We start from the raw sequence: 18,472 nt of genomic DNA, 5'->3' as shown, positions 1-18,472 counted from the left end.
CGCGCGCGAGCGATCCACCGTGATTTCGGAATGTCACACCTCGCGAGGCTGCGTCGTCCTAGTGGTATGACCGAAACGCGAATCCCCCCGCTCTCCCCCAAGAAGGCCTCCCTGACCACCCGGCTGATGTGGCGTTACGCCAAGCGGCGGTTCGGCGAGGTGCCCGAACCCTTCGCGATCTACGCCCACAATCCGAAGCTGATGGTCGCGGGCGCGGTGCACGAGGGCATGCTGGAGCGGGCGTCGAAGACGCTGCCGTCCAACGTGCGTGAGCTGGCCGTCTACTGGACCGCGCGGACCGTCGGGTGCTCGTGGTGTGTCGACTTCGGCGCCATGCTGATCAGGCTGGACGGCCTGGACGTCGAGCGGCTCAAGCAGATCGACGACTACGCGACCTCGCCGTTGTTCACCGCCGACGAGCGCGCTGCGATCGCCTACGCCGACGCGATGACCGTCGATCCGCACACCGTCACCGACGAGCAGGTCGACGATCTCCGTCAGCGCTTCGGCGACGCCGGGGTGATGGAACTGACCTACCAGGTCGGGGTGGAGAACATGCGCGCCCGAATGAACACCGCGCTCGGCATCACCGAGCAGGGCTTCAGCTCGGGCGACGCGTGCCGGGTCCCGTGGGCGGAGTCGACCTTCACCGAGCCGCAAGCGGAGACGCGCTGAACTTCTCCGGGTTCGCGATATCCCAGATCGCGGTCACCAGCCCGTCACGCACGGTGATCGCCTGAATGTGCGGGTGCAACTCTGCCCAGTGACCGTCGGTGTCCGCACGCTCGTTGTAGATCCCGAGATCGCCGTTGACGAGCGCCGGCCGGCCGGCCTCGAACATCTTGGGGCCGTACCGCGCGACGAGACCCATGATGAAGCGGGCCACCTTCTCCGACCCGTGGATGACGCGGGCGGCGGTCGGCGCCATCCGGTTCGAGTCTCCGGTGAACGTGATGTCGGGGTGCAGCAGGCTGACGACGGTGCTCAGATCACCGGACGCCATGGCCGCCATCAGTTTTCCGACCACCTCGTCGTGGGACGCGTCCCGTGCGGGCGGCGCGGCATCGGCCACCGCCTTCCTGGCGCGCGATGCCAACTGACGAGCGGTCGGCGCGGAAACACCGAGCACGTCGGCGATGTCGCTGAACGGCACCGCGAATCCGTCGTGCAGGACGAATGCGACCCGCTGGTCGGGGGTCAACCTCTCCAACACGACCATGGCGGCGAAACGGGCGTCCTCGTCGGCGACGACTGCAGCCAGCGGATCGGAACCGTCGAGCGGCGTCACCACCGGTTCGGGCAGCCACTCGCCGACGTACATCTCACGGCGACGCGCAGCGGATTTCAAGCGGTCCAACCCGATTCGGCTGACGACGGTGGTGAGCCACGCCCTGCTGTCAGCGATCGCATCGCGTCCCGAACCCAGTTCATCCCACCGCAGCCACGCGTCCTGGACGGCGTCCTCGGCGTCGGCGAACGTTCCCGTCAGCCGGTAGGCGACCGCGAGCAGATGTGTACGCAGGCCCTCGAATTCGTCGACTGAGGCGGTCACGCCACCAGCCTAATCCCGTCGCATAAGCCTCGTCCTGGCCCTCGCCGCCGCAGTCACCACCGATGTCGAGGGGTAGCCGTGCGCCGCACATCGGCCCGTCGGAGCCACGTCCGAAACAACCGGCGGCCGGGAGGTCGAGGACGATCGCGAACCGGCGCTCGAAGTAGCTGCAAACCGCGGATTTCGTTGCTGGGTTACCGCCGCGAAAACTACTTCGTCGTACTCACGCGCACAGACGACTCGAACCGTATATTCAGCATCCATGGCAATCGCTGAACCTCCGGCTCCCGCCGCGCCCGCTACCCCCGCCGTCACGGGCAAGGGACTCCAGGCGGGTGCACTGGGCCTCGTCGGCAACGTCGTCATCGGTCTCGCGGCGGTCGCGCCCGCCTACAGCCTCGCCGCCACGCTGGGATACGTGGTACTGGCTGTTGGCGAGAAGGCCCCGTCGATGTTCGTACTCGCCTTCATCCCCATGCTCCTGGTGGCGTTCGCCTACAAGGAACTGTCCCAGGACACCCCCGATTGCGGAACGACCTTCACCTGGGGCACGAAGGCCTTCGGTCCGTGGATCGGGTGGATCGGCGGCTGGGGTCTGGCGGTGTCGGCGATCATCGTGCTCGCCAACGTCGCCGAGGTCGCCGCGATCTACCTGTTCAAGTTCCTCGGCCAGGACGCGCTCGCCGAGAACATCTGGGCGAAGGTATTGCTCGGTTCCTTCTTCATCCTCTCGATGACCTTGGTCAGCGCCCGCGGCGTCGTCGTCTCCGAGAGGATGCAGAACGTCCTCATCACCATCCAATTCGGCGTGCTGATCGTCGCCAGCATCTGGGCACTGGTCCGGGTGTTCACCGGCACGGCCGGCGCACAGGCGATCACCCCGCAACTGTCGTGGCTGTGGCCGAGCGGCTTGGACATGTCCTCGATCGCCGCGGCGATCATCCTGTGCATCTTCATCTACTGGGGCTGGGACGCCTGTCTAGCGGTCGGCGAGGAGACGAAGAACCCCGGCAAGACCCCTGGCATCGCGGCGGTCGTGACCACGCTGATCCTGGTGTGCACCTACGTGCTGGTGGCGTACGCGATCCAGTCGTTCGCCGGCTTCGGCAACGTGGGCATCGGATTGAACAACGCGAACAACACCGATGACGTGCTGACGGTGCTCGGCGAACCGGTGGCCGGCTCGATCCTGGCATCGCTTCTGCTGCTGACGGTTTCGGTTTCGGCGCTGTCGTCGACGCAGACCACCATCCTGCCCACGGCCCGCGGATCGTTGTCCATGGCGGTCTACGAGGCCATTCCCAAGCGGTTCGCCAGCGTGCACCCCAAGTACATGACCCCGGCGTTCGGCACCATCGTCATGGGGCTCGCGGCGCTCTTCTTCTACCTGGTGCTGACGTTCCTCTCGGAGAACGCACTGGCCGACTCGGTCGCCTCGCTCGGATTGGCGGTCGCCTTCTACTACGGCGTCACCGCCTACGCCTGCGTCTGGTACTTCCGCAGGACGCTGTTCCAGTCGGCCCGAAACCTGTTCTTCCGCGGCATCTTCCCACTGCTGGGCGCGCTCGCGATGACGCTGGCATTCGGCAAGAGCGCCTACGACATGATGGCGCCCGACTACGGCTACACGGCCTTCGGTCCGGTCGGCGGCGTCTTCGTGTTGGGCGTCGGCATGCTGGTGCTCGGCATCCCGCTGATGCTGGCGTGCTTCGCCTTCGGCACCAAGCGCTTCTTCCGGGGCGAGACGCTCAACGCGTCCACCGAGGTCAAGGTCCCCGACACCTTCTAGAGGAGACGAAATGCATTTGACGGTCGGCTATCTGGCCACGCCCACGGGTGACGACGGTGTCGCCCTGGCCAGCGCCCTGGCCCGGACTTTCGGTGCCACCGTTGACGTCGTCCTCGTCGTTCGCGAGGAGTTCCCCGACGGACACCCCGGCCGCGTCGAGTACCAGCAGTTGCTAATGCGGAAGGGCGAGGAGTGGATCGCGAAGGCCATCGCGGCGCTCGCGAAGGACGGTGTCACCGCCACTCCTAACGTGGTCGTCGGCGACTCGTTCGCCGAGTCGCTGGCGGCCTTCGCCGAGGAGAAGGAATCGGATCTGATCGTCGTGGGCGGGGCTCGCGACGGCTTCTTCGGGGGGCACACCATCGGCCCGGTCACCGGCGCCCTGCTGCACACGTCGTCGATTCCGGTGGCGCTCGCGCCACGTGGCTACGCCGAGGATCCCGACGACTCCATCACCGAGATCACCGCTGCGGTGCCCACGCGTCCGGGCGACGACAACCCGCTGCCGTTCGCCATCACGCTCGCCAGTGCGGCGGGCATCTCCATCCGGATGCTGTCGCTGGTGTCCGCCGAGAACCTCGCGGAGGCGAGCAGCGCCCGCGAGGTGCGCCAACTCCAGGTGGATGCCGCCCAGGCCAACCTCGGGGTGGCGGCGCGGGCATTGCCCGACGCCCCCGAGATCGATTCGCTGGTCGCCGACGGACTGACGCTCGAATCCGCGCTGAAGAAGCTCAGCTGGGATGACGGCGCCCTGCTGGTCGTCGGCTCCAGCCGCTTCGCGGCACCCAAGCGCATCTTCCTCGGCTCGACGGCCGCCCGCATTCTCGCCGGCGTCGACGTTCCGGTGATTGTCGTCCCGAAGGACGAGTAGCGTCGAAAATGTCATGCGCTGAAACGTCGTTCGCCGTTTCGGCGCCTGCCCATCGCACAACAGGAGAAGTGAACACATGAGCACGATCACCTACGCCGTCGTCGACCCCTCGACCGGCGAGCTGGTGAAGGAGTACCCCACGGCCACCGATGCGCAGATCGAGGACGCCATCGCAGCGGCCACGAAAGCGCACCGCGAGTGGTCGCGCGGCTCGACGATCGCCGAGCGCGCCGCGCTGATCAGCCGGGTGGCGCAGTTGCACGAGGAGCGCAAGGACGAGCTCGCCAAGATCATTCAGCGCGAGATGGGCAAGCCGCTGGATCAGTCGGTCGGAGAAGTCGAGTTCAGCGCCGCGATCTACCAGTACTACGCCGACAACGCCGAGAAGTTCCTCGCCGACGAGCCCATCACCCTGCTGGACGGTGAGGGCTCCGCGCTCATACGGCGCAGCTCCGTCGGCGTGCTGCTGGGCATCATGCCGTGGAACTATCCCTACTACCAGGTGGCACGATTCGCGGGCCCGAACCTGACGGTGGGCAACACGATCGTGCTCAAGCACGCCCCGCAGTGCCCGGAGTCCGCCGCCGCGCTGCAGCAGATCTTCACCGACGCCGGATACCCCGAGGGCGCCTACGTCAACGTGTACGCCACCAATGAGCAGATCGCCGACGCCATCGCGGACCCACGCGTGCAAGGGGTTTCACTCACCGGCTCCGAACGCGCGGGTGCGGCGGTGGCCGAGATCGCGGGCCGCAACCTGAAGAAGGTCGTGCTGGAACTCGGCGGGTCCGACCCGTTCATCCTGCTGAGCTCCGATGACCTCGACGCGACGGTCGAGGCCGCGATCGACGGCCGCTTCGAGAACACCGGGCAGGCGTGCAACGCGGCCAAGCGCATCATCGTCGCCGAGTCGGTCTACGACGAGTTCCTCGACAAGTTCACCAAGAAGGTCCTCGACAAGGCCGACGGACTCGCGCCGCTGTCCTCGGTGGCGGCGGCTGAACGGCTCGAGGAGCAGGTGCAGCGCGCCGTGGACGCGGGCGCCGAACTGACGAGCACGGGCAGCCGCAACGGCGCCTTCTTCCCGCCCGGCGTGCTCACCAACGTGCCGGGCGACTACCGCGAGGAACTGTTCGGCCCCGTCGCGTCGGTCTACAAGGTCGCCGACGAGGACGCGGCGGTCGAGTTGGCCAACGACACCCCGTTCGGCCTGGGCTCCTACGTGTTCACCACCGACGACGAGCAGGCCAAGCGCGTCGCCGACAAGATCGAGGCCGGCATGGTGTTCGTCAACGCGGTCGGCGCCGAGGGTGTCGAGTTGCCGTTCGGCGGAGTCAAGCGTTCGGGCTTCGGACGCGAACTCGGGCGCTTCGGCATCGACGAGTTCGTGAACAAGAAGCTCATCCGCATCGCGTGAGCACCACGACCAGCAACGGCGGTGTCTCGTTCTGGTGGCAGCAGCTCGGCCTGCCCGGCGTCCGCGCCGGGCTGGCCGGCTCACTCGACGTCGACGTCGCGATCGTCGGCGCGGGCTACACCGGATTGTGGACGGCCTACTACCTCAAGAAGGCGCAGCCCGACCTGCGAATCGTGTTGCTGGAGAGCCGGTTCGCGGGCTTCGGCGCATCCGGGCGCAACGGCGGCTGGCTGACTCACGAGATCACCGGCGGGCGGGCCCGCTACGCCGCGGCGCACGGTAGGCAGGCCACGATCGACCACCAGCGCGCGCTGAACCAGACCGTGGACGAGGTCATCGCGGTGGCCGCGGCCGAGGGCATCGACGCCGACATCGTCAAGGGCGGCGAGCTCAACGTCGCCTACACCCCCGCCCAGCAGGCGCGGCTGCTGGAGACCGCGAAGGCGGATGCGGAGTGGCCGGGGGTGGACGCCGAACTGCTGTCCTCCGCCGACAGCGCCGCGCGGATCAACGTGGCGGGCACGCTGGGCGGCATCTGGCATCCACACTGCGCGCGCATCCACCCGGCCAAACTGGTCCGCGGCCTGGCCGACGCCGTCGAGCGGGCGGGCGTGCCGATCTACGAGGGCACGACCGTCACCGAGATCCGGCCCGGCGTCGCCGTGACCGATCACGGCACGGTGCGGGCGACGCACGTCCTGCGCACCACCGAGGGCTTCACCGCCAACCTGCGCGCCGAGCATCGGACGTGGCTGCCGATGAACTCGTCGATGATCGTCACCGAGCCGCTGTCGTTGGCGGCGTGGGACGAGATCGGCTGGGCGGGAAGGGAAACGCTCGGCGACTTCGCCCACGTGTACATGTACGCGCAGCGCACCGCCGACGACCGGATCGCGTTCGGCGGCCGAGGCGTGCCGTACCGGTACGGATCGAAGGTGGACACCGACGGCGCCACTCAGCAGGCCGCCATCGACAGCCTCACCGCGCTGCTGCGCCGGTTCTTCCCCGCGGCCGCGTCGGCGGGCATCGACCACGCGTGGGCCGGGGTGCTCGGCGTGCCGCGGGACTGGTCGGCGACCGTCGGCCTCGATCCGGCCAGCGGACTGGGCTGGGCGGGCGGCTACGTCGGTACCGGGGTCACCGCGACCAACCTCGCGGGCCGCACGCTGTGCGATCTTGTGCTCGGCCGCGACACCGACCTGACCCGGCTGCCGTGGAACGGCCACCGATCCCGGCGCTGGGAGCCCGAGCCGCTGCGGTGGCTGGCGGTGCAGGGTATCTACGCCCTCTACCGGACCGCCGACCGCGCCGAGTTCAAGGGCCGCCCGACGACCTCACCGTTCGCAAGGGTCGCGGGTCTGATCGCCGGGCGTTAGCAACGCTTTGCGCGAACGTTGGTTACCGCCACGCGATTTTCGTTCTCGCGTCGCAGAAGTCAACACTCGATGCTGGGTTAGAAGCCGAATCCCAACTGCGGCGGGACGGCACTGTAAAGCGCCGCGTCCAGACGGCTGGCACCGTCACCGCGGATCCGGCCCGCGCTCGCCAGCGTCGCCGCCGAGTGCACGCCGAAGTACAGCGCGCTGAGCACGTCGAGATCCATGGTCAGGTCCGGCGCGGCATCGGTACGGGCGCACTGCGCCCGGCCGGCACTGGCTGACAGCGCGAATCTTCCACCGTCGGAACGGAATCCGTCGTGTACCTCGAGCACGACGTCCAGATCGGTGGCATAGCTGCGGGCCTCGAGCGCACGGCTGACGTCCATGATGCGCAGCCACAGCTCGTCCTCGACGCCGGTCGTCTGCACCAGTCGCGCGTCGGTCAGCAGGTGGGGCAGCGGGTCCCGAGCGTGGGTCGACACGCTGACGGTCTCCGCCAGGTCGATGCCCGCCAGCGTTCGCCACAGCGCGATGTGCGCGTCGGCCGTCGCGGCCCTGAACTCCTCCACCCGAACGTTTCTCGCGGCTCCGCGATGCATGCGGTACAGCGCGTAGCCGTCGGCATGAAGCAGGCAGAACCACGGCGTGCCGCCGCGACGCGAGTCCTCCCAGTCGGCGAGCAGGTCGTCCCACAGTGCCGTCGGCCGCACCTGCGCGCCGGGCGTCAGCCGCCGGTACCGGTCGTAGATCGCCGCGAGTTCGTCGCGATGGTCGCCGGGCCGCACGACGCGGACGCCACCGGGGTCGGGGGCGTCCGCGTGGAGTCGGGCGAACCGCCGGTCCACCGACAGCTGCGTCTCCATCGTCGCGGGCCCGTAGCCGAAGCGGCCGTAGATGCCGCCCTCGGTCGCGGTGAGTCCGGCCAGCGGATAACCCGCGTCTGAAATCCGTTGGTGCAGTTCGGTGTACATCGCGCGAAGCAGGCCCCGACGGCGATGTGTGGGCGCCACGCCGACCCACGTGATGCCCGCGGCGGGTAGCTGCGCGCCACCGGGCACCGTCATGGCGAAGTCCAGGTAGTGCGCCATCCCGACGATGTCCGGCCCGTCGCTGACGACCACCGAACTGCGGGGCGGCATCAGCGTCCGCCAGGCGTCGAACGTCTCGGGCCGCCAGTTGGCGCCGTAGCTGACACCGGTGAGCAACCGGATGCCGGGCCAGTCGTCTTCGACGGCGTCGCGAACCTCGAGCGCGCTCACCATCCACCCTCTCTCGCCGGAACGGCATTCCCAGTCGTCAAGCCCGAGACTTGACGACTAGGAATACTATTCCGGCGCAACTAGCGCTTCGTGAAGATGATGCGGTGCCAACCCTTCTCGGCCACCGCGGTGATGTCGCTCATCACGTGCTTGATGGTGAGGTACTCCTCGAAGGAGTAGTCGCTCATGTCCTTGCCGAAGCCCGACGCACCGACACCGCCGTGCGGCATCTCGCTGATGATCGGGATGTGGTCGTTGATCCACACGCAGCCGGCGTTGATCTCGCGGGACGCCCGTCCGGCGCGATACACGTCGCGCGTCCACGCCGACGCCGCCAACCCGTACTCGGTGTCGTTGGCCTGCCGCAGCGCATCGTCGTCGTCGGTGAACGAGCGCACAGTCAGCACCGGGCCGAACACCTCGTCGCGGTAGATCTCGGACCGCTCGTCGACGTCGGCGATCAGCGTCGGCCGGTAGAACGACCCCGGCCCGTCGGGCGCCTCGCCGCCCGTGACGACCCTGCCGCCCTCCCCCGGTGCCCGCGCCACCATCGCCGCGACCTTCTCCCGGTGCGCCGTTGTGATCAGCGGGCCCAGATCGGTATCCGGGTCGTGCGGGTCGCCGACGACGATCTTGCCCATCAGCTCGCCGACACCTGCGACGAAGTCGTCGTACAGCGGCCGGGCCACGATCGCGCGGGTGGCGGCGGTGCAGTCCTGCCCGGTGTTGATCAGCGACGCGGCGACCGCGCCCTCGATCGCGGCGCCCAGGTCGGCATCGTCGAACACCACGAACGGCGCCTTGCCACCGAGCTCGAGCTGCGTCCGGTGACCGTGCGCCGCGGCCGCGGCCATCACCCGTCGGCCGACGGCCGTCGACCCCGTGAACGTCACCAGGTCGACGCCCGCGTGGCCGGCCAGCGCGGTGCCGACGTCGGATCCGGCGCCGGTGACGACGTTCAGCACACCGTCCGGAAGACCCGCCTCGGTGGCCAGCCGCGCCAGCGTCAGCGTGGTCAACGGCGTGATCTCGGCGGGCTTGATCACCACCGAGCATCCGGCGGCCAACGCGGGCAGGACCTTCCACACCGCCATCTGCAACGGGTAGTTCCACGGGGTGATCGTCGCGACGACTCCGATGGCCTCGCGCCGGATGCTGGAGGTGTGATCGGGCGAGTACTCGGCGGTCGCCTTGCCCTCGAGATGCCGCGCGGCACCCGCGAAGAAGTCGATGTTGTCGACGCTGCCGGGGACGTCGAACTCTCCTGCGAGCCGGACGGGCTTACCGGTCTGGGAGACCTCCTCGGCGACCAGTGCCTCGGCGTTCTCGTCGGCGAGCTTGGCCAGCTTGAACAGCACCGCCGCGCGATCGGCGGGGGTAGCCGTGGACCAGCCGCGCAACGCCGCTCGTGCGACGGCGACCGCTGCGTCGACGTCGGCAGGGGTGGCCAGGGCGAACTCGGCGACCGCATCGCCGGTAGCGGGGTTGACGATCCGGTGCGGTGCACCGTCGGTCTTGACTGCGGTCCCGCCGATCCAGCTGCTCGCCATACTCATGTCCCCACGCTAACGGACGCCGTGGGCGCGCGGCTACGCATTACCGTGGTGTGAACCGCCTCCAACGAACGATTTCGCATCAGATGGTTGTGGCGGGAGACGAATTCCGTGCACAATCGTGTCCATGGTCAACCCGGGTGCGCCTCAGGGCATCCAGGCCGTCTCGTTGCGAATCAACCAATCGCGACCCGGTGCCGCCTTTCAGCTGGACGAGTTGTCCAAGGCGATCATCGAGAAGCTGCAACAGGACGGCCGACGTTCCTATGCCGGAATCGGGAAGGCCGTCGGACTCTCCGAGGCGGCGGTGCGGCAGCGCGTGCAGCGCATGGTCGACGCCGGGGTGATGCAGATCGTCGCCGTCACCGATCCCATGCAACTCGGCTTCGCGCGCCAGGCCATGATCGGCATCAAGTGCACCGGTGACACCACCAAGGTCGCCGAGCAGCTGTCCAAGATCGAATCCGTCGACTACGTGGTGCTCACCGCGGGGTCGTTCGACGCCATCGTCGAGGTCGTCTGCGAGGACGACGGCGATCTGCTCGACCTGCTCAACACCAAGATCCGCGCAGTTCCGGGAGTGATATCCACCGAAACCCTCGTCTATTTGAAACTCGTTAAACAGCAATACAATTGGGGTACAAGATGACTATCACCGAAAACGCGCCGACGACCGCCAGCGACATGGGCGCGAAGGCCAACCGCCACCTCTGGGGGCACTTCGCCCGCCACGGCGACGACATCACGCCGACGATCATCACCCGCGGCGAGGGCGTCAACATCTGGGACAGCAACGGCAACAAGTACATCGACGGACTGTCCGGGTTGTTCGTCGTCCAGGTCGGGCACGGCCGCTCCGAGTTGGCCGAGGTGGCCGCCAAGCAGGCCGAGACCCTCGCCTTCTTCCCGCTGTGGTCCTTCGCGACGCCGCCCGCGATCGAACTCGCCGAGCGCCTCGCCGGCTACGCACCGGGCGACCTGAACCGGGTCTTCTTCACGACCGGCGGCGGCGAAGCCGTCGAGAGCGCGTGGAAGCTGGCCAAGCAGTACTACAAGCTGACCGGCAGGCCGGGTAAGTACAAGGTGATATCGCGGTCCATCGCGTATCACGGCACCCCGCAGGGCGCCCTCGCCATCACCGGCATCCCGACCTTCAAGGCGCCGTTCGACCCCCCGACTCCCGGCGGTTTTCGGGTGCCCAACACCAACTTCTACCGGGCGCCTGAGCAATTCAGCACCGATCCCAAGGCATGGGGGCGCTACTGCGCCGACCGCATCGCCGAGGCCATCGAGTTCGAGGGCCCCGACACCGTCGCGGCCGTCTTCCTCGAGCCGGTGCAGAACGCGGGCGGCTGCTTCCCGCCGCCGCCGGGGTACTTCGAGCGGGTCCGCGAGATCTGCGACGAGTACGACGTCCTTCTGGTGTCCGATGAGGTCATCTGCGCGTACGGCCGCATCGGCTCGATGTTCGCGTGCAACGACTTCGGCTACGTGCCCGACATCATCACCTGCGCCAAGGGCCTGACGTCGGGCTACTCGCCGATCGGCGCGATGATCGCCAGCGACCGTCTCTTCGAGCCGTTCAACGACGGGTCGACGGTGTTCGGGCACGGCTACACGTTCGGCGGTCATCCGGTGTCCGCGGCGGTGGCATTGGCCAACCTCGACATCTTCGAGCGCGAGGGCATCAACGACCACGTCAAGCAGATGGCGCCGGCGTTCAAGTCGACACTCGAGAAGCTGTACAGCCTCCCGATCGTCGGTGACGTTCGCGGCGAGGGGTTCTTCTACGGCATCGAACTGGTGAAGGACAAGACCACCAAGGAGACGTTCAACGACGACGAATGCGAGCGGCTGCTGCGCGGCTTCCTGACGCCTGCGCTGTTCGAGGCCGGGCTGTACTGCCGCGCCGATGATCGCGGCGACCCGGTCGTGCAGCTCGCGCCGCCGCTGATCTGCGGGCAGCCGGAATTCGACGCGATCTACGAAATCCTCAACGACGTGTTGGGACGCGCCAGCAAGATGCTCTAGTGAGCACCCGCAAACCGTCGATCGATCCCGTCCGCTGGCAGCCGCCGCCGATCGAGGCGATACCCGACGTGCCCGCCCGGCCCGTCACCGTCGTCCCGGTCGGTGGCGACGGGCCGGAGGACGTCGTCGTCGACGCGGACGGCAGGCTGTGGACCGGCCTGGTCGACGGCCGGATCGTGCGGCTGTCTTCCGACGGCGGTGAGCAGACGGTGGTGGCCGACACCGGAGGGCGCCCCCTGGGCCTGCACGTCGCGCGCGACGGACGGGTGCTGATCTGCGACAGCCACCGGGGGCTGCTCGCGCTGGACCCGGCGAGCGGAAAGCTCGACGTGCTCACCGACAACGTCGCAGGTCGGCCGCTGAAGTTCTGCTCCAACGTCACCGAAACCGCTGACGGGACAATCTATTTCACCGAGTCCACCAGTCGTTTTCACTTCGAGCACTTCCTGGCGCCGGTGCTGGAGGCCCGTCCCAGCGGCGGCCTGTATCGGCTCACCCCGGACGGCGGCGTCGACACCGTGGTGCCGGACCTGTACTTCGCCAACGGCGTGACCGTGACCGCTGACGGCTCGGCGCTGGTGTTCGCCGAGACGCTGGGCCGCAGGCTGTCGAAGTACTGGCTGTCGGGCCCGCAGGCCGGCACGGTCACCCCGCTGGCCGTGCATCTGCCGGGTATGCCGGACAACATCTCGACGGGGGTCGACGGCCGGATCTGGGTGGCGCTGGTGACACCGGCCAACCCGGCCGCCGAGGGCCTCATGCCGAAGCCGCCGTGGATCCGCAAGGTGATCTGGCGGTTGCCCGCGCGCTTCCAGCCGAAGGTCGAGCCGGAGGTCTGGGTGGTCGGCTTCGACCCCGACTCGGGCGAGGTGGTCGGCGGCGTCCGCACCAAGCATCCCGACTTCGGCGGTGTCACCGGCGTCGTGGAGACCGGCGGCAGGCTCTGGATGGCGACGATCGAGTTCCCCGCGCTGGCGTACGTCGAGCTGTAGACGCGTCCGACCGAGCATGCGGTAACCAGTTAGACCTCATTTGAAACATTAGTCACACCAGTCACAGCGTGGCTCCGCGGATATCCGCCGTCGATCTCCTAACCTCCAACCACGATGGCTACTTTCGGATCGGCATCACGCCGCCTCGCCTGCCTGGTCGCCGCCGCCGCGGTGCTGACGGCTCCGGTCCTCGTCGGCGCACCGTCGGCCGCAGCCGACCCCGAACCGGATCCCTGCGCGTACCGCGTCACGACGCCGCCCGCGGTGGACGCCTCCGAGGTCCCGAAACCGGGTGACCCGACCCCGGAACCGCTGGCCGTACCGGAGTCGCCGATCGGCGGTGAGGCGCTGTCGAACTGCGGCATCATCACCGCGCCGGGCACCCCGCCCGTCCCCGAGGAGGTCTCCGCCGAGGCGTGGCTGGTCGCCGACCTGGACTCGGGCGACATCATCGCGGCGCGCGACCCGCACGCCAGGCACCGCCCGGCGAGCGTCATCAAGGTCCTCGTCGCCATGCAGGCCATCAAGGAACTCCCCATCCACAAGGTGATCGCGGGCACGCAGGACGACGCGAACGCCGAAGGCACCAAGGTCGGCGTCGGCGAGGGCGGCTTCTACTCGACCAACGACCTCCTGCACGGCCTGCTGATGCACTCGGGCAACGACGCCGCCCACGCACTCGCCATGCAACTCGGCGGCATGGACACCGCACTCGGCAAGCTCAACACCCTGGCCGACAAGTTGGGCGCCCACGACACCAGGGTCGCGACGCCGTCGGGTCTCGACGGCCCCGGCATGAGCACGTCGGCCTACGACGTCGGCCTCTTCTACCGTTACGCCTGGCAGAACGCGGTGTTCACCGACATCGTCTCCACCGGGACGTTCGACTTCCCCGGTCGCGGTGACGCCGGGTATCCCATCGAGAACGACAACAAGCTGCTGGCCAACTACCCCGGCGCCATGGGCGGCAAGACCGGCTACACCGACGACGCCGGCCAGACCTTCGTCGGCGCCGCCAACCGCGACGGCCGGCGACTGGTGGCCGTGCTGCTGCGCGGCACCCGGCAGCCGATCGCGCCGTGGGAACAGGCGGCCCGGCTGCTCGACTACGGCTTCGCGACCCCGCCCGGCACGACGGTCGGCACGCTGATCGAACCCGATCCCTCCCTCACGGCGCCGAATCCCGGCCAGGTGCAGCCCGGCGCCCCCGGCACGCAGGACCTGGCGACGGCCCTGCCCGCGGTCGACGCCACCCCCGTGCGGGTCGGCGTCGGCGTGGTGGGCGCGCTGATCGTCTTCGGGCTGATGATGGGTGCCCGATCGTTGAATCGCCGCCCGGCCCGCTAGGGCGCGCCTAACGGACAAGCCTCAACCTCCGCTTTAACCTTTGCAATCGTGACGACTGTCGCCGAGTTCTCGCTCGAGGAACTGGACTACGAGCTCGAACTCCCCTGTGCCTGCAAGAAATTCTGCAGCCCCGAGTACCACCCCGCGACGTTCTGGATCACGCTGTCCTGCGGGTGCTGCTACCCGTTCTGCAAGCAGGCGCTCTCGATCTCGAACCTGCGCTTGAAGATTCGTCCGCTGACGTGCCGGCTCTGCGGTTCCGACGCGATCAGCATTCGCAAGGTGATCCGGATCTGATCCGCTAGCGCCGCCACAGCCGCGAAAGCCCCAGCGCACCAACGGCGCCCACCGCCGCAGCCGCGAACGCCCCGCCGACGCCGATCCCCTCGTTCACCTGAACGCGCGCGGTGATCTGCGCCGGGTTCGGTGGCTCGACCGGTGCGGCCGCGAGATTGTCCGGCGACGTGGCGGCCCACGCGGTCGCGAACAGGATCAGTCGTGCGGTGATGTAGGCGAACACCATGAGGCCGAGCACCGGCCCGAACGTCGCTCCCGCGGGCCCGGTCACCACCGATTTCAGGTAGATCGACGCCACCTGCTTGAAGATCTCGAAGGCGACCGCCGCGAGCAGGCCGGCGCGCAGCGAGCTGCGGAAGCTCACCGACTCGCGCGGCAGCCGGGCGATGATCCAGGTGAACAGCAGCCACGACACCAGCAGTGAGAGCACCAGGGAACCGATGCGCAGCGAGACGCCGGCACCCGGCACGCCTTCCAGCCCGAGCAGTTCCTGCACCTCCCGCAACAATCCGGAGCTGCCGACGGCTGTCAGCGCGATCGTGACGGCCAGCGCGACGAACGTCGACACCAGCGCGGCGAGGTCGGACAGCTTCGTCGTGACGAACCCCGCGGGCTCGCGCCGCTGCACCCACATCTCCGAGAGCGCTTCGCGGAGGTTGGCCATCCAACCCAACCCGGCCCACGCGGCGGTCACCAGGCCGATGATGCCCACCGAGGTGCGCGAGTCGATGGCCGAATCCATCAGGTCGACGAGTTGCTGCCCGAGATCGCCCGACACGGAGGTCTTGATGCTCGCCGTCACGTCGGCGAGCAGTTCCGGCCTGCTGGCCAGCACGAAGCCGGCCGCGGCGAACGCGACCATGAGCAGTGGGAACAGCGCGAAGATGGTGAAGTACGTGATGCCTGCGGCGAAGAAGTCGCCCTTGACGTCGTTGTACCGCCCCTGCGCCCGCATGGTGCGGTCGAGCCAGCCGAAGCGCGCACGCAACCGGTCGAGTATCCCCGGTTCGGCCGGTTCGGTCATCCACGCCTCCCCATGCGGTTATCGCTTGATCTGTAGAAACCCTAGGCGGTCGTATACCCGCTTCAGCGTCTTGCCAGCCACGTCGTTGGCGCGGTCCGCACCGGCGGCCAGCACCGCCTCGAGTTCGGCGGTGTCGGCGAGCAGTTCGTCGACGCGCGTCTTGATCGGCGTCACGAACTCGACGACCGCCTCCGCGGTGTCCTTCTTGAGGTCACCGTATCCGCGGCCGGCGTAGCCGTCGACCAGGGTGTCGACGTCGGTGCCGGTGACAGCCGACTGAATGGTCAGCAGATTCGACACCCCCGCCTTCGCCTCCCGGTCGAACCGGATCTCGCGCTCACTGTCGGTCACCGCGGACCGGATCTTCTTGGCGGTCTTCGCGGGATCGTCGAGCAGGCTGATGAGCCCGGCGTCGGTGGCGGCCGACTTGCTCATCTTCGCCGTCGGGTCCTGCAGGTCGTAGATCTTGGCGGTGGCCTTCTGGATCATCGGCTCGGGCACGACGAACGTGTCGGGGAACCGGGCGTTGAACCGCTGTGCCACATCGCGGGCCAGTTCGAGGTGCTGGCGCTGATCCTCGCCGACGGGCACCAGTGCGGTGTCGTAGAGCAGCACGTCCGCGGCCATCAGCACCGGATAGGTGAAGAGGCCGACCGTGGTGGCGTCGGCACCCTCCTTCTGCGACTTGTCCTTGAACTGCGTCATCCGCGACGCCTGCCCGAAGCCGGTGAAACAGCCCAGCACCCAGGCTAATTCGGTGTGGGCGGGCACGTGGCTCTGGACCAGCACGGTGGCCTTGGCCGGGTCGACACCGAGCGCGAGGTACTGCGCCGCCGTGACCAACGTGCGCTTGCGCAGCGTCGCGGGGTCCTGCGCGATCGTGATGGCGTGGAGGTCGACGACGCAGAAGTACGCGTCGTAGTCCTCCTGCAACCCGATCCACTGCTTGATCGCACCCAGCGCGTTGCCCAGATGCAGGGAGTCGGACGTGGGTTGGACACCGGAGAAGACGACGGGCTGAGCGCTCATGATGGGAAAGATCTTCTCACTGGTGTCATCCGAATATGTCGGGGGTCAGCCGCCGCAGCGATCGCAGGAACACCGTCCGCTCCTCGGCGGTCAGCTCGCCGAGCCATCGCTCCTCGCCCCGCTGGATCTCCTCCTGAACGGCGCGCTTGACCGCGCGGCCACGCACCGTGATCGCCAGCAGCCGCACCCGGCGGTCGTCGGGGTCGGGTTCGCGCTCGATGTACCCGCTGCGCTGCAGGTCGTCGAGGGTGCGGATGATGCGCGTCTTGTCGGCGCCGATCGCCTCGGCCAGCGCGGCCTGCGTTCTGCTCGGTGACCGGTCGAGCGCGCTCAGCACCACGTACGCCCACATCGTCACGCCGTGCGCCGCGAGGATCGGTTCCTCGGCGGCGATGAGCTCGCGCAGCAACGGCGCGAGCATGGCGGCGAGGTCGGGACGATCAGCCATCGCCGTATCGTAGGCGTTGCCAAACTATATGCGTGCGCCTATCGTATGCACATGCCTACTAACTATCAGACACTCCTCCCCCCGCACCGCACCGCTGTGCTCCACTCGATCGAGGTCGTTCGCGACGTCTCCTCGACTGATCTCGACCGCCCGACACCGTGCGCGGGGTGGACGCTGCTCGATCTGCTCGCCCACATGACCGTGCAGCACCACGGGTTCGCCTCCGCAGCAAGGGGATTCGGTGCAGAACTCGCACGGTGGGACGTCGCCGGTGTCGTCGACGCGGTGCGCCGGAATCCCGCGGGGACCTATGCCGACGCCGCGGCCGACGTCCTGGCCGCGTTCGCCGACGCCGGTGCGCAGACCCCGTTCGCCCTGCCCGAGTTCGGCGCCGACGTCGTCGTGTCCGGCGAGATGGCGATCGGTTTCCACCTGGTGGACTACGTCGTCCACGGCTGGGACGTCGCCGCAGCGCTGGGCCGCACGTACACGGTGCCCGACGACGTCGCCGCCGCGGCGCTGACCGTGGCACTGGCGGTGCCCGACGACGAGATCAGAGACGTCGACGGAGCCCCGTTCGCGCACGCCGTCACCGGCCCGGCCGCAACCGATCTCGACCGCGTCCTGCGCCACCTCGGACGCACCCCCGCGGGGGCTCTCAGCAGTACTCGACGGTGACCGGAGCGTGGTCGGACCACCGCAGCGCGTACGCCTCGGCGCGCTCGACACGGGCCGACACCACCCGGTCGGCCAGCCGCCGGTTCGCCAGCTGGTAGTCGATCCGCCAGCCGGCGTCGTTGTCGAACGCCTTCCCGCGCCAGGACCACCAGCTGTACGGGCCGGGGGTGTCCGGGTGCAGCACTCGCACCACGTCGACCCAGCCGGTGGCGAGCAGATCCGTCAGCCAGGCCCGCTCCGCGGGCAGGAAGCCCGCCTTCTTGCGATTGGCCTTCCACGCCTTGATGTCGAGCTCGGTGTGGCCGATGTTCCAGTCGCCGCAGACCACCGCGTCGCGACGATTACGCAGCAGCTCGGCCATCCGGGCGGCGACGGCCGCCATGAACCGCTCCTTCTCGACTTGCCTGTCGGTCTCGGCCTCGCCGGTCGGGAAGTAGACGCTGGCGACGGTCAGATCGCCGGTGTCCACCTCGAGATAGCGGCCGTGGGAGGCGAACTCGTCGTCGGCATTCGAGCCCGGTCCGATCCGGGTGCGCGTGATCGGGTTCCTGCTGAGCACCGCGACGCCGTTGCGGCCCTTCAGATGCGGGTCGGCCGAGGCGAGGTGCCAGCCGTCGGCGAGCGCGGGCGCCAGCGCTTCGGCCAACTGCTCGTCGTCGGCGCGGGTCTCCTGCAGGCAGATGACGTCGGCGGGGGTGGTCTTCAGCCACGGCAGCAACCCCTGGTTCTCGGGCGACCGTTCCTTGACCGCCGCGCGGATGCCGTTGACGTTGATGGTGCTGACGATCACAGGGATAGGACCTTAG

At 68.4% G+C, this 18,472-nt stretch carries 18 protein-coding genes; 11 read left to right on the top strand and 7 right to left on the bottom strand.

Going from position 1 to position 18,472, the window contains the following annotated elements; all coding sequences use genetic code 11:
- Nucleotides 1–66 precede the first annotated feature (66 nt).
- A complete protein-coding gene (locus tag NM203_RS31830) occupies nt 67–675 on the top strand; it encodes a carboxymuconolactone decarboxylase family protein (protein ID WP_255064956.1) in 609 nt (202 codons plus the stop codon).
- On the opposite strand, the gene NM203_RS31825 is transcribed toward NM203_RS31830, so the two are convergent.
- Complete coding sequence (locus NM203_RS31825) at nt 647–1,552, bottom strand: sigma-70 family RNA polymerase sigma factor (protein WP_255064955.1); 906 nt, start codon at nt 1,550–1,552, stop codon at nt 647–649. The two genes, NM203_RS31830 and NM203_RS31825, sit on opposite strands and share 29 nt — an antisense overlap.
- Before the next feature lie 262 nt (nt 1,553–1,814).
- Here NM203_RS31825 and NM203_RS31820 point away from each other — a divergent pair, with 262 nt between their 5' ends.
- The 4 genes from NM203_RS31820 to NM203_RS31805 all read left to right on the top strand — a co-directional run bounded on the left by NM203_RS31820 (nt 1,815) and on the right by NM203_RS31805 (nt 7,005).
- Nucleotides 1,815–3,341: an APC family permease gene (locus NM203_RS31820; protein WP_255064954.1), complete on the top strand. Its 1,527-nt coding sequence runs from the start codon at nt 1,815–1,817 to the stop codon at nt 3,339–3,341.
- 10 nt (nt 3,342–3,351) lie between these two features.
- Entirely contained in the window at nt 3,352–4,212 is an 861-nt protein-coding gene (locus tag NM203_RS31815) for a universal stress protein (RefSeq protein ID WP_255064953.1), read from the top strand.
- A gap of 76 nt (nt 4,213–4,288) precedes the next feature.
- The gene (locus NM203_RS31810) at nt 4,289–5,629 is read left to right on the top strand and encodes an NAD-dependent succinate-semialdehyde dehydrogenase (protein ID WP_255064951.1); all 1,341 of its coding nucleotides are present in this window, start codon (nt 4,289–4,291) and stop codon (nt 5,627–5,629) included.
- Entirely contained in the window at nt 5,626–7,005 is a 1,380-nt protein-coding gene (locus NM203_RS31805; RefSeq protein WP_255064949.1) for an NAD(P)/FAD-dependent oxidoreductase, read from the top strand. Before NM203_RS31810 ends, NM203_RS31805 begins: the two co-directional genes overlap by 4 nt.
- Before the next feature lie 77 nt (nt 7,006–7,082).
- Here the strand turns inward: NM203_RS31805 and NM203_RS31800 are convergent, their stop codons facing one another.
- The gene (locus tag NM203_RS31800; protein WP_255064948.1) at nt 7,083–8,270 is read right to left on the bottom strand and encodes a GNAT family N-acetyltransferase; all 1,188 of its coding nucleotides are present in this window, start codon (nt 8,268–8,270) and stop codon (nt 7,083–7,085) included.
- Nucleotides 8,271–8,347: 77 nt separating this feature from the next.
- The gene (locus NM203_RS31795; protein ID WP_255064946.1) at nt 8,348–9,823 is read right to left on the bottom strand and encodes a gamma-aminobutyraldehyde dehydrogenase; all 1,476 of its coding nucleotides are present in this window, start codon (nt 9,821–9,823) and stop codon (nt 8,348–8,350) included.
- A 124-nt stretch (nt 9,824–9,947) separates the two neighbouring features.
- Here NM203_RS31795 and NM203_RS31790 point away from each other — a divergent pair, with 124 nt between their 5' ends.
- The 5 genes from NM203_RS31790 (at nt 9,948) to NM203_RS31770 (ending at nt 14,487) form a co-directional block, all read left to right on the top strand.
- Nucleotides 9,948–10,469 carry an Lrp/AsnC family transcriptional regulator gene (locus tag NM203_RS31790; RefSeq protein ID WP_255064944.1) on the top strand — a complete coding sequence of 174 codons (522 nt, stop codon included), beginning with the start codon at nt 9,948–9,950 and terminating at the stop codon, nt 10,467–10,469.
- Nucleotides 10,466–11,851: an aspartate aminotransferase family protein gene (locus NM203_RS31785; RefSeq protein ID WP_255064943.1), complete on the top strand. Its 1,386-nt coding sequence runs from the start codon at nt 10,466–10,468 to the stop codon at nt 11,849–11,851. Before NM203_RS31790 ends, NM203_RS31785 begins: the two co-directional genes overlap by 4 nt.
- Nucleotides 11,851–12,843 (top strand): SMP-30/gluconolactonase/LRE family protein, encoded by a 993-nt coding sequence (locus tag NM203_RS31780; protein WP_255064942.1) that lies wholly within the window; start codon nt 11,851–11,853, stop codon nt 12,841–12,843. The genes NM203_RS31785 and NM203_RS31780 overlap by 1 nt, the downstream gene beginning before the upstream one ends.
- Before the next feature lie 114 nt (nt 12,844–12,957).
- The gene (locus NM203_RS31775) at nt 12,958–14,190 is read left to right on the top strand and encodes a D-alanyl-D-alanine carboxypeptidase family protein (protein WP_255064940.1); all 1,233 of its coding nucleotides are present in this window, start codon (nt 12,958–12,960) and stop codon (nt 14,188–14,190) included.
- Between the two features lie 48 nt (nt 14,191–14,238).
- On the top strand, nt 14,239–14,487 hold the full coding sequence (locus NM203_RS31770; RefSeq protein ID WP_255064939.1) for a hypothetical protein: 249 nt from the start codon (nt 14,239–14,241) through the stop codon (nt 14,485–14,487).
- A 4-nt stretch (nt 14,488–14,491) separates the two neighbouring features.
- On the opposite strand, the gene yhjD is transcribed toward NM203_RS31770, so the two are convergent.
- From yhjD to NM203_RS31755, 3 genes are read right to left on the bottom strand one after another with little or no spacing between them, the layout of a single operon-like run.
- Entirely contained in the window at nt 14,492–15,511 is a 1,020-nt protein-coding gene (gene yhjD / locus NM203_RS31765) for an inner membrane protein YhjD (protein WP_255064938.1), read from the bottom strand.
- 18 nt (nt 15,512–15,529) lie between these two features.
- Nucleotides 15,530–16,540 (bottom strand): tryptophan--tRNA ligase, encoded by a 1,011-nt coding sequence (gene trpS / locus NM203_RS31760; RefSeq protein ID WP_255064936.1) that lies wholly within the window; start codon nt 16,538–16,540, stop codon nt 15,530–15,532.
- A 25-nt stretch (nt 16,541–16,565) separates the two neighbouring features.
- Nucleotides 16,566–16,988 carry a MarR family winged helix-turn-helix transcriptional regulator gene (locus NM203_RS31755; RefSeq protein ID WP_255064935.1) on the bottom strand — a complete coding sequence of 141 codons (423 nt, stop codon included), beginning with the start codon at nt 16,986–16,988 and terminating at the stop codon, nt 16,566–16,568.
- Nucleotides 16,989–17,033: 45 nt separating this feature from the next.
- On the opposite strand from NM203_RS31755, the gene NM203_RS31750 reads away from it, so the two are divergent.
- On the top strand, nt 17,034–17,666 hold the full coding sequence (locus NM203_RS31750) for a TIGR03086 family metal-binding protein (RefSeq protein WP_255064934.1): 633 nt from the start codon (nt 17,034–17,036) through the stop codon (nt 17,664–17,666).
- Here NM203_RS31750 and NM203_RS31745 read toward each other — a convergent pair.
- Complete coding sequence (locus NM203_RS31745; RefSeq protein ID WP_255064933.1) at nt 17,647–18,456, bottom strand: exodeoxyribonuclease III; 810 nt, start codon at nt 18,454–18,456, stop codon at nt 17,647–17,649. The two genes, NM203_RS31750 and NM203_RS31745, sit on opposite strands and share 20 nt — an antisense overlap.
- Nucleotides 18,457–18,472 lie beyond the last annotated feature (16 nt).

The organism is Mycolicibacterium arenosum (genome assembly GCF_024320865.1).
Lineage (GTDB): Bacteria > Actinomycetota > Actinomycetes > Mycobacteriales > Mycobacteriaceae > Mycobacterium > Mycobacterium arenosum.
The sequence above is the reverse complement of the archived record's forward strand: the minus strand, read 5'-3'. Positions and strand labels throughout refer to the sequence as shown.

Coding starts and splice junctions, on each gene's coding strand:
- NM203_RS31830 (WP_255064956.1), top strand. CDS start 67: ATGACCGAAACGCGAATCCCCCCGCTCTCCCCCAAGAAGGCCTCCCTG.
- NM203_RS31820 (WP_255064954.1), top strand. CDS start 1,815: ATGGCAATCGCTGAACCTCCGGCTCCCGCCGCGCCCGCTACCCCCGCC.
- NM203_RS31815 (WP_255064953.1), top strand. CDS start 3,352: ATGCATTTGACGGTCGGCTATCTGGCCACGCCCACGGGTGACGACGGT.
- NM203_RS31810 (WP_255064951.1), top strand. CDS start 4,289: ATGAGCACGATCACCTACGCCGTCGTCGACCCCTCGACCGGCGAGCTG.
- NM203_RS31800 (WP_255064948.1), bottom strand. CDS start 8,270: ATGGTGAGCGCGCTCGAGGTTCGCGACGCCGTCGAAGACGACTGGCCC.
- NM203_RS31795 (WP_255064946.1), bottom strand. CDS start 9,823: ATGAGTATGGCGAGCAGCTGGATCGGCGGGACCGCAGTCAAGACCGAC.
- NM203_RS31790 (WP_255064944.1), top strand. CDS start 9,948: ATGGTCAACCCGGGTGCGCCTCAGGGCATCCAGGCCGTCTCGTTGCGA.
- NM203_RS31785 (WP_255064943.1), top strand. CDS start 10,466: ATGACTATCACCGAAAACGCGCCGACGACCGCCAGCGACATGGGCGCG.
- NM203_RS31775 (WP_255064940.1), top strand. CDS start 12,958: ATGGCTACTTTCGGATCGGCATCACGCCGCCTCGCCTGCCTGGTCGCC.
- yhjD (WP_255064938.1), bottom strand. CDS start 15,511: ATGACCGAACCGGCCGAACCGGGGATACTCGACCGGTTGCGTGCGCGC.
- trpS (WP_255064936.1), bottom strand. CDS start 16,540: ATGAGCGCTCAGCCCGTCGTCTTCTCCGGTGTCCAACCCACGTCCGAC.
- NM203_RS31755 (WP_255064935.1), bottom strand. CDS start 16,988: ATGGCTGATCGTCCCGACCTCGCCGCCATGCTCGCGCCGTTGCTGCGC.
- NM203_RS31750 (WP_255064934.1), top strand. CDS start 17,034: ATGCACATGCCTACTAACTATCAGACACTCCTCCCCCCGCACCGCACC.